At 71.7% G+C, this 12318-nt stretch carries 11 protein-coding genes; 6 read left to right on the plus strand and 5 right to left on the minus strand.

Annotation, left to right across the window (positions count from 1 at the left end; translation table 11 throughout):
* The first annotated feature begins 117 nt into the window (after positions 1-117).
* Positions 118-672 (plus strand): hypothetical protein, encoded by a 555-nt coding sequence (locus ACIBK8_RS08985; RefSeq protein ID WP_399041000.1) that lies wholly within the window; start codon positions 118-120, stop codon positions 670-672.
* 104 nt (positions 673-776) lie between these two features.
* On the opposite strand, the gene ACIBK8_RS08990 is transcribed toward ACIBK8_RS08985, so the two are convergent.
* Positions 777-1256 (minus strand): flavin reductase family protein, encoded by a 480-nt coding sequence (locus ACIBK8_RS08990; protein ID WP_399041002.1) that lies wholly within the window; start codon positions 1254-1256, stop codon positions 777-779.
* Between the two features lie 287 nt (positions 1257-1543).
* Here ACIBK8_RS08990 and ACIBK8_RS08995 point away from each other — a divergent pair, with 287 nt between their 5' ends.
* Entirely contained in the window at positions 1544-2392 is an 849-nt protein-coding gene (locus ACIBK8_RS08995; protein ID WP_399041004.1) for a siderophore-interacting protein, read from the plus strand.
* Between the two features lie 56 nt (positions 2393-2448).
* On the opposite strand, the gene ACIBK8_RS09000 is transcribed toward ACIBK8_RS08995, so the two are convergent.
* The 4 genes from ACIBK8_RS09000 to ACIBK8_RS09015 all read right to left on the minus strand — a co-directional run bounded on the left by ACIBK8_RS09000 (position 2449) and on the right by ACIBK8_RS09015 (position 8257).
* Positions 2449-4251 (minus strand): ABC transporter ATP-binding protein, encoded by a 1803-nt coding sequence (locus ACIBK8_RS09000; RefSeq protein WP_399041005.1) that lies wholly within the window; start codon positions 4249-4251, stop codon positions 2449-2451.
* Positions 4248-6023, minus strand: a complete 1776-nt coding sequence (locus ACIBK8_RS09005; RefSeq protein WP_399041006.1) for an ABC transporter transmembrane domain-containing protein — start codon at positions 6021-6023, stop codon at positions 4248-4250. The genes ACIBK8_RS09000 and ACIBK8_RS09005 overlap by 4 nt, the downstream gene beginning before the upstream one ends.
* An 84-nt stretch (positions 6024-6107) precedes the next feature.
* On the minus strand, positions 6108-7184 hold the full coding sequence (locus tag ACIBK8_RS09010) for a FecCD family ABC transporter permease (RefSeq protein ID WP_399041220.1): 1077 nt from the start codon (positions 7182-7184) through the stop codon (positions 6108-6110).
* A gap of 2 nt (positions 7185-7186) precedes the next feature.
* Positions 7187-8257, minus strand: coding sequence for a FecCD family ABC transporter permease (locus ACIBK8_RS09015; RefSeq protein ID WP_399041007.1), 1071 nt, complete (start codon positions 8255-8257; stop codon positions 7187-7189).
* 112 nt (positions 8258-8369) lie between these two features.
* Between ACIBK8_RS09015 and ACIBK8_RS09020 the strand changes: the two genes are divergently transcribed.
* The 4 genes from ACIBK8_RS09020 to ACIBK8_RS09035 all read left to right on the plus strand — a co-directional run bounded on the left by ACIBK8_RS09020 (position 8370) and on the right by ACIBK8_RS09035 (position 12270).
* On the plus strand, positions 8370-9398 hold the full coding sequence (locus ACIBK8_RS09020; protein ID WP_399041008.1) for an iron-siderophore ABC transporter substrate-binding protein: 1029 nt from the start codon (positions 8370-8372) through the stop codon (positions 9396-9398).
* A 254-nt stretch (positions 9399-9652) separates the two neighbouring features.
* A complete protein-coding gene (locus ACIBK8_RS09025; RefSeq protein ID WP_399041009.1) occupies positions 9653-11062 on the plus strand; it encodes a hypothetical protein in 1410 nt (469 codons plus the stop codon).
* A gap of 144 nt (positions 11063-11206) precedes the next feature.
* Complete coding sequence (locus tag ACIBK8_RS09030; protein ID WP_399041010.1) at positions 11207-12022, plus strand: YqcI/YcgG family protein; 816 nt, start codon at positions 11207-11209, stop codon at positions 12020-12022.
* On the plus strand, positions 12019-12270 hold the full coding sequence (locus ACIBK8_RS09035) for an MbtH family protein (protein ID WP_393685078.1): 252 nt from the start codon (positions 12019-12021) through the stop codon (positions 12268-12270). Before ACIBK8_RS09030 ends, ACIBK8_RS09035 begins: the two co-directional genes overlap by 4 nt.
* Positions 12271-12318: the final 48 nt, after the last annotated feature.

Raw genomic sequence — 12318 nt, forward strand, 5'->3', positions numbered from 1 at the left:
CAGCGGATGAAGCCGCGGGACGCGACCGTCCACGCCGCCTTCCGGCGCCCCATTGACGTGTACACGTGACCGGCCTCACACTGTGCGCGATCTCATCCCCCACCCCAGGAGCATCCGATGCGCGCTCGTACCGCAGCACTCGTCTCCGTCACCGCCGCCGCAGCGATGCTGACGATGACGCAGGCCAGCGCCAGCCCGACCACAAAGGCCGAGACCCCTGCCCAGTGGTGTACGAAGCAGGGCGGCGAACCGGCCACCTACGTCCCCTGGGTGGGCCAGCAGGGGCAGGCCCTTCCGCTGGGCGGGGAACGCGCATTCTGTCGCTGGGTCGCCAAGGACAAGAGCGAAATGGTCATCGCCGCCGACACCCTCTCCGCCGACAAGCCCACCCTCGCCGCACTCGCGTACGTCAACAAGCCCAAGCCCCAAGGCGGCGGCACCGGCCAGCCGGCCCACGACTACTGCACCCAGCTAGGCGGCACCTGGAAGTACAGCGACAAGCCCGACGTCGGCGGCTGGGCCGAAAAAGGCGCAGGGAACAAAAGCCTCCACGACCTGTGCATGTTCGCCGACGGCTCCGCCATCAGCGCCTGGGGCCTGCTCTACCACACCAACGGCGTCATCCGCGGCGCCGACCTGACCAAGAAGTTCAAGGCGGACATCCCGAACTGACCGCTGGGCGGGCATTTTTGCGCTGCTCGGCACGAGGGAGCGGCCGGATCCCGACGCCTGACGGATGCGTCGGGTGGCGCAGCGTCGCGGACCGCCCCGCCGGGTCACCCGAGGTGCAGGTCGTGGTTGTGGCGGCTGTCGAAGAAGACCAGAGGGGATCCCTTGGTGGCCGGGGTGTGGGAATGCACCCGGGCGACGAACAGGGTGTGGTCGTGGACCTCCACCTCCCGCGTCACCTCGCACTCGAACCGTGCGAGGCTCCCGTCGAGGGTGGAGACGCGGTCGCCGGGTAGGAACACGGGCTCGCACGACGGGTTGCGCCGGCCGCTGAAGTGCGTGGCGTAATCCCGTTGTTCGCGGGCGAGCACGCTGACGCCGTACCAGCCGCTCGCGGAGATCAGCCCGTGGGTCCTGCCCCTCTTCAGGGAGATCATGACGGTCGGCGGGTCGAGGCTGATGGAGGTGAAGCTGTTCACGGTCGCGCCGTGCGGCTGGCCTCCGGTGTCATCCGCGGTGACCACGACGATGCCTGTCGCGAACAGGGCGACAGACTGGCGGTAGAGGTCCGCGTCGGGCCTTGCCATGGACGGTTCCCGCACGGCACTCCTGTTTCCGGGGTCCGGTATCACTGCGCTCCTTCGCGCGTTGCGGCCCCGGTGCCGGTCGGTTCCTTCGCCGTCGTCATGGGTGAGCGCCGAGCAACGCGGCACCGGGGTGCGGAGGTTGGGTCGTCGTAGGAGGGGGAGTCGCGAGTTTCGCCTCACACTCCCGTTGTAGGTAAGGGTAGGCTAACCTGAATCGGTGAACTTTGGGGCGGTGCGCACCGAGCGGGCCCGTCCTCACCATCCGTCATCTACCTGGAGATACGCCCATGGCAGCCGGATCCACCACCGCGCCCCCCGTCCAAGCGGCGTTCCGTGTCTTCCCCGTCCAGGTGGAGAACACCGTACGGCTCACCCCGCACATGGTGCGGATCACCTTCGGCGGCCCGGCGCTCGCGGATTTCCGTACGGGCCACCGTGACCAGCGCGGAAAGATACTCCTTCCGGTGGCAGGGCAGACCGAACCACTCGTGCCGGAAGAGGCGAACGGGGCCGGGTGGTACGCGGCTTGGCGGTCGATGCCGCCCGAGACCAGGCCCGTCCTGCGCACCTACACCTTTCGCGCGCAGCGCACCGAACCGGACGAGGTGGACATCGACTTCGCGCTGCACGGCGAGGGAGGTCCGGCCGGTCGCTGGGCCGCCGCCGCGCGCCCCGGTGACCGCGTTCTTCTCGTCGGGCCGGCCCGTGAGGACGCCGGCGGCGTCGACTTCCGGCCGCCGCCCGGCACCGGTTCCGTGGTCCTGGCCGGCGACGAGACCGCGCTGCCCGCGATCGCCTCGATCCTCGAAGGGCTCCCGCCCGAGCTGCCCGTCCACGTGTTCGCGGAGGTGTCGGGCCCCGACGAGGAGCAGGCTCTGCCCGGCGCGGCGCAGGTCCGCTGGCTGCACCGCGGCCACGGTCCCTCGCCGCTGCCGGATGCGCTCCGCGAGGCCGAACTGCCGTCCGCCGTACCGTACTTCTGGCTGGCCGGTGAGGCGTCCGTCGTCAAGCAGCTGCGGCGCCATCTGGTCTCCGAACGGGGCGTCGACCGCGGAGCGGTGTGCTTCAAGGGCTACTGGCGCCGTGGGCTGACCGAGGACCAGGACGACAGCGCCGCGGTGCCCGCGAGCAACTGAACGCCGTCGGCCCCGTGTCCGGCCCCTGGAGGGCAGGACACGGGGCCTTCGTGTGCCTACGCCCTGGCGCCGGACCAGGCCGCCCACAGTGCGGCGTATCCGCCGCCCGCGGCCACGAGTTCGTCGTGGGTGCCGTGCTCGACGATGCGGCCGTCGGACAGGACCAGCACACGGTCGGCGCGGACCGCCTGGGTGAGCCGGTGGGCCACCACCAGCGCGGTGCGCCCCTTGAGCGCGCGTTCGGCCGCCGCCTCCAGCACGCGCGAACCGGCGCTGCCCGCCTCGGCGGTGGCCTCGTCGAGCACCGCGACGGGCGGGTCGGCCAGCACCAGGCGGGCCAGCGCCAGCTGCTGTGCCTGGACGGCGGTGAGCCGCAGGCCGCCCTGCCCGATGCGGGTGTCGAGACCCTGCGGCAGTCCCCGCGCCCAGTCGAGGGCGTCCACCGTCTCCAGCGCGTCGAGCAGTTCGCTCTCGTCGGCCGTCGGCCTGGCCAGCCGCAGATCGTCGGCGAGCGAGCCGGCGAAGACGTGCGTCTCCTGATTGACCAGGGCCACCGTGCGCCGCAGCACCTGCTCGGGCATCTCGTCCAGGGGAGTGCCGCCCAGCAGCACCCGGCCCTCGGTGGGCCGGTGCACCCCGGCCGCCAGGCGCGCCAGAGTGCTCTTGCCCGCGCCGGTCGTGCCGACCACGGCGACGCGCTCACCGGCGACCAGACGGATGTCCGCCCCTCGCAGCACCTGACGGCCTGCGACGTAGGAGTGGCTCACGCCGCGCAGTTCGACGGTGGCGCCGGAGGCGAGGGCCGGGTGTTCCGGCGTGCCGGCGTCGGACTCCTTCAGGCCGACGAGGCCCATCACGCGGGTGGCGGCGGCCCCGGCGGACTGCACCTCGTCGAAGGACGACAGCAGTCCGTTGATGGGGTCGAACAGCCGGTGGAAGTAGAGGGCGGCGGCGCTCGCCGTGCCGATGCCGACGTGGTCGGTGCGCACCAGCACGTAGCCGACGACGAGCAGCGCGCTCAGACCGGTCCACTCGGCGCCGTTGAGCTTGCCGAAGAAGCGGGTGCCGATCCGGGTGGAGCGCAGCGCGAGATCGCGGGTGACCCGGGAGCAGCGGGCGGCTGCGGCGAGGCGTTCGGGTATCAGCTGGAAGGCCCGTACGGTGTGTGCGCCGTCGACCGATTCCAGGATGGTCTGCGCCTGCTCGCCCTGCGCGATCCGTTCGGCGCGCCGTACCGGGCGGGACGTGCGCAGCAGCCAGCGGACGGCATAGGTCTGGAGCGGGATCACCAGCAGCGCGGCCAGCGCGAAGCGCCAGTCGAGCAGCAGCAGCGCGACCATGGTCAGGCCGATCTCCAGGACCGCGCCCGCCAGTTGCGGGACCAGGCTGCGCACGGCTTCGGCCAGCAGCGCCATGTCGTTGCTGACCCGGGAGACCAGGTCGCCCATGCCGGAGCGTTCCAGCCGCTCCAGCGGCACGGCGAGTGCCCGGCCGAGCGCGCTCTCACGGATGTCGGCGAGTATCTCCTCGCCGCTGCGGGCGACCAGGGCGTTGCCCCAGCCGCTGCAGAGCGCCTGGACGAGGCAGGCCACGGCGACGAGGGCGACCGGGCCTGTCACCGCGGAGGTGTCCCGGCCGCCGGCGGCCACCAGGTCGACGACGTGGCCGAGCACCCGGGGGACGACCAGTCCCGCCGACACCCCGGCGACGATCAGCACCAGGGCGGCGACCGGGCGCACCGGACGGGCGCGTATCCGGCTCAGGAGGCCGGCCCTGACCTCGGCGGCGGTGGCGGTCGGCAGCAGTTCCCGGCCGCCGCCCGCACTCGTGTCGGACGGGTCCTGCACGGACGAGGTCATGCCATCACCGCCGCATGGTAGGAGGGCTGGTCACAGGTCAGTTCGCGGTGTGTGCCGGTGGCTTGGACGGCTCCGTCGGCCAGCAGCACCACCCGGTCGCAGCTCTGGAGCAGGATCGGGCTGGTGGTCACCAGGACCGTGGTCCTGCCGGTGCGCAGCTCGCGCAGTCCGGTCGCGATCTTGGCTTCGGTCGCCGCGTCGACCGCGGTGGTGGGTTCGTGCAGCACGAGGACGGGCGGGTCGGCGGCCAGCGCGCGGGCGAGCGCCACGCGTTGCCGCTGGCCGCCGGAGAGCGTCCGGCCGCGTTCGCCGATACGGCTGTCCGCGCCATCGGGCAGGGCCCGGATGACCTCGTCGGCGTCGGCCGCTGCCATGGCGGCTGCCACCCGCTCGGGCCGGCCGGAGACCGCGACGTTCTCGGTGACGGTGGCGTCGAAGAGGTCCGCGTCGTGGTCGGCCACCAGCAACGCGCTGCGGGCCGCGCCGAGTTCGAGGTCCGTCAACGGTATGCCGCCCAGGGAGATGCGGCCCTCGTCGGGCACGGTGCGCAGTGCGAGCACGTCGAGCAGGGCGGCGGCGTCCGCGGGGTCGGGGGCCACGATCCCGAGGGCGGTGCCGGACTCGACCCGCAGGTCGAGACGCAGGTCAGGGCCGTATTTCACCCCGTCGATCGCCAGTTCCTCAGGGGGTGGCGGGGGCGCGGTGCGCTCCCCGTCCGCCACCGCGTACGGCTCGGAGAGCAGGGCCGCCAGCCGGCCGGCCGAACCGCGGGCCCGCGCACGCAGGCTCATCGCGCCGCCGAAGCGGTTGCTCGGGCCGATCAGGAACTGGGCCAGCCCCACGGAGGCGACGAACTCGCCGATGGAGATGGTGCCTTCGACCGTGAACCGGGCGCCGACCCAGGTCACCACGGCCAGGAAGAGCCCGTTGAGCAGCAGCGTGACCGCCCGGTAGCCGGCGTCCCAGCGCGCGGCGCGCACGGTGGCGGCGAGCGCGCTGCGGCTGGCGGTGCGGTAGCGCCCCTGGGCGGCGGACTCCGCGCCGATGCCCTTCAGGATGCGCAGGCCGCGCACCAGGTCGGCCGCGGTGCCGGTCGCCTTGGCGACCTGGGCCTGTTCGGCGCTGCCCCGTGCGCTCAGGGGTTTGGCCAGCAGCCGGGTGGCGGCCAGCAGCGGCACCAGGCCGAGCAGGACCAGCAGGCCGAGCGGTACGGAGGTCAGCAGCAGGGCGACGGCGCCGAAGGCGAGGGCCGCGAACGCGCCGGAGCCGATGACCCAGGCGCGGTTGCCCAGGCCGATGCGCAGCGTGTCGGATGTGGCGGTGCTCAGCAGCGTGCCCGAGCTGCGGGCCCCGTTCGCGAAGCCGCGGGGGTCGAGGATCCGGGCGACCGCCACCATCCGCAGGTCGTGGGCGGCGCCCTGGCTGCCCTGGCGGTTCCAGCGCCCGCCGAGCCGCATGGCGGCGGTCAGTGCGAGGAACAGGGCGGCCAGCAGTCCGATCCACAGGGCCAGGTCGCCGACTCCGCCGCCGCGCACCGCGTGGTCGACGACCGCGCCGATGAGCACCGGGACCGCCGCCTCGCACATCTGGTGGAGTGCGGTGAAGACGGCGGCTCCGACGATCCAGCGGCGACGGCGCAGGAACGCCCAGCGCAGTACGCCCCGTTCGGTGGGTTCGGGTCCGGCGCCGATGTCGTCTTCGGCTTCCTGGTGACCCCGCGTCGCCGCGTCGGTCACTCTTTCCGGTTCAGCCTCGGCCGTACGGGCCACCATAGGTCTCCCCAAGCGTCTGTTGTCGTCGGCATGTCGGGTTCTGGGCAGGACGGTGATGCCACCGGCCGTTGTTGTGACGGGGTGTCAGCGTCCCCGGCGCCACTGGCGGGACAGCAGGAAGACCAGATAGATGCCGCCCACCGCTCCGGTGGCCACCCCGACCGGGAGTTCCGATGACAGCGCCCGCTGGGCGGCGAGGTCACTGACCGGCATCATGAGCGCCCCCATCGCGGCTGCCGCGCCGATGCCCACACCAGGTGCCCGGGTCAGCCGCCTGGCCACCTGCGGGGCGGCCAGCGCGACGAAGGTGATCGGCCCGGCCGACGCGGTGGCCACCGCCACCAGGGCCACGGCGATGAGCACCATCAGCAGCCGGGTGCGTTCCACCGCCAGGCCGAGTGCGTGGGCGCTGTCGTCGCCCATTTCGAGCAGGTCGCCGCCCCGGTTGAGCAGCAGGACGAGCGGCAGCAGTACGGCCATCGCCACGGCGAGCGGCACCACCTGGCTCCAGCCGCGGCCGTTGAGGCTGCCGGTCAGCCACACCTGGACGGTCACCGCGTCGTTCAACGAGGCGCGGGTGAGCAGCCATTGGTTGAAGGCGGTCAGCATGCCGGTGACGCCGATGCCCACCAGGATCAGCCGGAAGCCCTGTACCGAACGGCGCCGGAAGGCCAGGAGGTAGACGGCGGTGGCGGTCAGCAGGCCGCCGGCCACCGCACCGGCGGAGACCGCGAGCGGTGAGCCGTGGGCGAGGACGAGGGCGATGACCGCGCCGGTGGCGGAGCCGGTGCCGAAGCCGATGACGTCGGGGCTGCCCAGCGGGTTGCGGGTGATGCTCTGGAAGACCGCGCCTGATGCGCCCAGCGCGCCGCCCACCAGGATTCCGGTGAGCAGGCGCGGCAACCGCAGTTCGCCGACGACGAACCGGGTGGCCTGGTCACCGCCGCCGAGCAGGGCGCGCACCACGTCGCCGACCGGGATCCGGTAGTCGCCGGTGGTCAGGGTGTAGAGACCGGTGCAGGTCACGGCCGCCAGCAGCGCCACGCACACCACCACACTGCGGATCCGTACCCGCACCGTCACCAGATCGGCGAGGCGCAGAACGCGGAAGGGGCGGGCCGCGGCCGGTGGTTCGGCACCGGCCCCGCGGGGCGAGAGCACGGTCACAGCTGAGTGATCCTTCCGCTGCGGGCGAGAGCGATGAAGACCGGAGCGCCCAAGAAGGCGGTGACGATCCCGACTTCGAGCTCTCCCGGCCGCGTCACGATCCGGCCCAGGACGTCGGAGCCGATCAGCAGGATGGGGGCCAGGAGCATGGAGTAGGGCAGTACCCAGCGCTGGTCGGGGCCGGTGAGGGCGCGTGCCAGATGGGGGACGGCGAGACCGATGAAGCCGATCGGGCCGACGGCCGCGGTGGCGGCGCCGCACAGCAGGGTGACGGCCACGGCGCCCAGCAGCCGGGTGCGGCCGATGTGGGCGCCCAGGGCGCGGCCGGTGTCCTCGCCGAGCGCGACGGCGTTGAGCGAGCGGCTCAGACCGAGCGCGAGCAGCACGCCCAGCGCGATGAACGGCAGCACCTGCCACATGACGGTGCTGCTCCGGCCGACGACGGATCCGACGTTCCAGTAGCGGAATTGGTCGAAGGCCGCCGGTTTGAGCATCAGCACCGCGGTGGTGAACGCCGTCAGGGCGGCGGTGACCGCCGTGCCGGCCAGCGCGAGCCGCACCGGGGTGGCGCCGGACCGCCCGGCGGAGCCGAGGAGGTAGACCAGCACGGAGACGAGCGCGGCACCGGCGAAGGCGAACCAGATGTAGGACAGGGTGCTTTGGAGGCCGACGTAGCCGATGCCGAAGGCGATGGCCGCGGAGGCGCCCGAATTCACCCCGAGAAGACCGGGGTCGGCCAGCGGATTGCGGGTCAGCGCCTGCATGAGCGCTCCGGCCAGGCCCAGGGCCACCCCGACCACCAGGCCCAATTCGGTGCGCGGCAGCCGTTCCTGGCGGATCACGAGCTGGTCGTTGCTGCCGTCGAAGCGGAACAGGGCGTCGAACGCCTGCGACCACGGGATGGATTTGGCGCCGATCACGATGCTCAACAGCACGACGAGGCCGAGGAGTCCGAGGCAGACCACGAGTCCCGTGACGCGGGTGGACGTGGAGCGCCGGCGGACGGCGGGCCCGGGTTCGGCCTCGACTTCGGCCGGGCGTATCGGAGTTGCTGCGGACTGGGACACGAAGGGTGAGGTTAGCCTAACCTTCTCTCCACCAGCAATGCATGGCGCCGGCTCGCGCCTCCTGCCGTGCTGCCCGCCCGCAGCGCGGTGCACCGAGAAGGGATCCACCACCATGAACAGCCCCACATCCGCATCGAGATCGCGTCGCGCTCTCCTGGGTGCCTGCTCCCTGCTGCTCGCCGCCGCGACGCTGACCGCGTGCGGGCAGTCGGCGGACAGTGACGCGGATGCGGCGGGCGGCGCCCCCAAGGCCGACGCGGGCGCCTTCCCGGCCACCGTGCACACCAAGTTCGGCGACGCCGAGATCCCCAAGGCTCCGCGCCGGGTGGTCGCTCTGGGGTGGAGCGACCAGGACGCGCTGCTCGCCCTCGGGGTGAAGCCGGTGGCGATAGTAAAGACCGAGGAAAGCTTTGCGCACGGCGTCGGCCCGTGGGCGCAGAAGGCGCTCGGCAGTGCCCGGCCGCAGGTGCTCAACACCACCGACGGGTATCCGATCGAGAAGATCGCCGCACTGCGTCCTGACCTGATCGTCGGCGTCCAGTCCGGCCTGACCGCCGCCGACTACGGGAAGTTGAAGCAGATCGCACCCACCGTCGCCTACCCGGCCGGGCGCGAGGCGTACGGCACCCCCTGGGAGGAGCAGACGAAGCTGATCGGCAAGGCGGTTGGCCGCGGCAAGGAGGCCGAGCGGGCCGTCGCGAACGTCAAGGCCGGCCTGAAGAAGGACGCCGAGACCTACCCGCAGCTCAAGGGCAAGACCTTTCTCTACACCTTCCCGCAGGCGGCCAACGGGCGTGTGGTGCTGTACAAGGACGACCGGACGAAGGTGCTGGAGCAGGTCGGCCTCACGCTCGATCCGCTGGTCGGCAAGGCGGCGAAGATGAACACCTTCGCCAACTCGCTGAGCATGGAGCACCTCGACGAGCTGACGTCGGACGCCTTGATCGTGTGGTTCAACACTCCGAAGGACCGTCAGCAGTTGGAGTCCAACGCGGTGTTCAAGAAGCTGCCGTCGGTGTGCAGCGGTGCCTATGCGCCCGTTGACCGCACTCTCTCCCAGGCCAGCAGCGCGCCCAGCGTGCTGAGCATCCCGTGGGCCATGGACAAGCTGCTGCCAAAGCTGGCCAAGTCCCTGGGCTGACCTGCGGATTTGTCCGCGGTGCCGGGACCGCGTGCCCGCCGGGTCCGGTGCGGCGCGCGGTCCCTCGCGATGCCCGTGCTCGGGCCGTTGGATGCCGTGGCTCCGATTCCCTTTCGGGCAGGACCACTTGACGACAACGAAAACCAAGGCAAGGCTTACCTAAGTTCGTTCGCCGCCCCGTTGTCGGGCTCTGCGGCGCCCGTTGCCCTGTCATGCCCGCAGGTCGCACCCACCTGTCCGCCTGGAGGACCGTCATGCCGCTCGACCATTCAGAGATACTCGCCGGTCTTGACCCCGATGACTCCAACAGCATCGTCAAGGCGTTCGCCGCCAACTCCGCCTTCCGCGCGGCCGAATGGGAGGAACTCACCACCGAGGACAACCCCTACCGGCGCCCGGTCCGTCCCGACGACCTCGCCTGGCTCAACTACAGCAAGCCGATGCCGGCCGCCAAGGCACTCAAGCTGAGCGCACTCCTCGGCCACCGCATGCTGCGCAACGTCTACGACAGCGGCCTGCTCTACCTGCCGCCCACCGCCGGGACGGCCCCCGAGACCGACGGCGCGGCCTTCTACAACGACCGCAACCGGATGCTCTCCGCCCTCGCCGCGCCGGTACTCGAACAGCACCTGTTCACCCTGCTCGACGGCGAACGCAAGCCCCTCGGCAGCAGCGACCTCACCCACCTCAAGCGCGAGGTCCGCGAGCACCACCAGCAGCGCCTCGCGGAACCCGGCAGGGCCTTCACCACGGCCCTGGGCACCAAGGACCGCAAGGCGGCGGCCACCTTCGTGATGCTCCAGCTCAGCGCCTTCCTGCCGGCCGCGCGCGCCGCCACGGGCCGCGCCGCACTCGGCGAGTACGACGCCACGCACCCCGGCGTCCGCACCCTGCTCCTCGACGACTACCGCACCTGGGCGGGTCAGCACGAGGAGTACCGCGCCCTGCTGGACGCCGCCGAGCTGAAGCCGACCGCAGCCGCCTACTGGCAGCTCTACCTGGGCACCTCGCTGGCCCGCGGCAACCACCTGCACTGGCTGTCGCACAACCGCGAGAAGTACCCCGAGTTCCTGGGCGCGATGCTGCACCACAAGATCGAGGAGGCGGCCGACGGGCCGCGCTTCGCGGAGGTCTTCGAGGACGGACTCGGCCTGCGCACCGGCCTGTTCGACGGCCTCGGCGCCGTCCGGGAATCCGACCTCGACGCACTCGTCGACCGCCTGGTGCTGCCGCTCAAGGCCCTGTACGGCGATCAGGCGGTCGACCGCTTCCACCAGGGCTTCGCCGACGCCCGCTGGTTCGCCCAGCTCTGGGACGAGGACCTCACCGAGCAGCTGCTCTGGGCCGACAGCATCGAGCTGCACCAGCGCAAGGCGGAGGCGCTCAGCAAGCACATCGACGACAACCGGATCGAGGTGGACCTCGACACCTTCGTGGAGAGCAACGAGGAGACCTCCACGACCCACGTGCACAACGAGCACCGGCTCGTCATGGTCGAGCGCGGCCAGATGCACTTCTGGAACAACACCACGCACAAGATCGAGTTCAACGAGGGCGACAAGGTACTCATCCCCGTCTCCCGGCTGCACGGCTCGACGGTGCTCTCCGGCGAGTGCACCTACCACCAGCCGATCATTCCCGAAGAGATGTACCAGCAGTTCTGACCCTCGACCACCGGCCGGGCGCCCCACCGGCGCCGCGCCCGGCCGGTGACGTGCGCGCCAACGCCGCACCACGCGCTGCCCGTTCGCGCCGGCGTACCCGCCGGGCCGGGCGCGCCACGGCCTTCCCGGGATGGAGTTCCAGCAGTGCCCACCCCCCTTGACGACAATCGCAAACCCGCCGATCCCCTCGACGAGGCGGAACTCACGGCCTGCACGATAGGCACCACACCCGCGTGGGGCCCTTCCGTCGCGCGGGACCTGATATCGACCCTGCTCAGCAGCGAGAACCCGTTCCCCTGCACCTTCGCGGTGGCTGCCGCGAAGAAGCGCGCACTGCGCTACGGCTTCGTCGAGAGCCCGCACGATGACGGTACGTGGGGCCCGCTCGTCGACATACTCCGCGACTACCTGGACTGCTACCAGGACCTCGGCAAGGACACCTCGCTGGTCGTCTTCTTCCGTCCTGACGACGAAGCCCTGTCCCTGGACGACTACTTCCAGCGGTTCTGGTCGGTGCTCCAGTTCCTGCACGAGAAGGACCCCGAGCCGTGGCCCGCCGGGGTGCCCACCGACCCCGAAGAGCTGATGTGGGAGTTCAGCTTCGGCGGCACCGAGATCTTCGTCGTCTGCAACACCCCGAGCCATGTCACCCGGCACAGCCGCAACAGCCAGGGATTCATGATCACTTTCCAGCCGCGCTGGGTCTTCGACGGCCTGGAGGCCGACAGCCCGCGCGGCGCCAAGGCGCGGCAGGTGATCCGCAACCGCATCCGCCGGTTCGACGGCATGGAACCCGCGCCCGAACTGGGCAACTACGGCGAGGAAGGCAACCTGGAGTGGCGCCAGTACTTCCTGGCGGACACCCCCGACGGCACCGTACCCGCCTGCCCCTTCCGCGCCGGCCGGGAGCACCGCCCGCCCCTGGCGGCCGACGACGAGACCCCGGAGCGCCAACGATGAAGCCGACCGACGACACGAGCGCCACCCCCTCAGCGGCCACCGCCCCCGACGGCACGGACGCGTACGCCGCCGTCGTCAACGACGAGGGCCAGTACGCACTGTGGCCCGCCTGGCGCCCGCTGCCCGCCGGCTGGCACGGCACCGGCGTGCAGGGGGACCGCGAGGAGTGCCTCACCCACATCGAGCGCGTGTGGACCGACATGCGTCCCCGCAGCCTGACCGCCGAGCCGGGACAGCCGGCCGGCTGAGCCGCCCTGCCGACCCACCCGCCGCACCCGCCGCACCCGACCAGAGAA

Source organism: Streptomyces sp. NPDC050161, assembly GCF_044460025.1.
GTDB lineage: Bacteria > Actinomycetota > Actinomycetes > Streptomycetales > Streptomycetaceae > Streptomyces.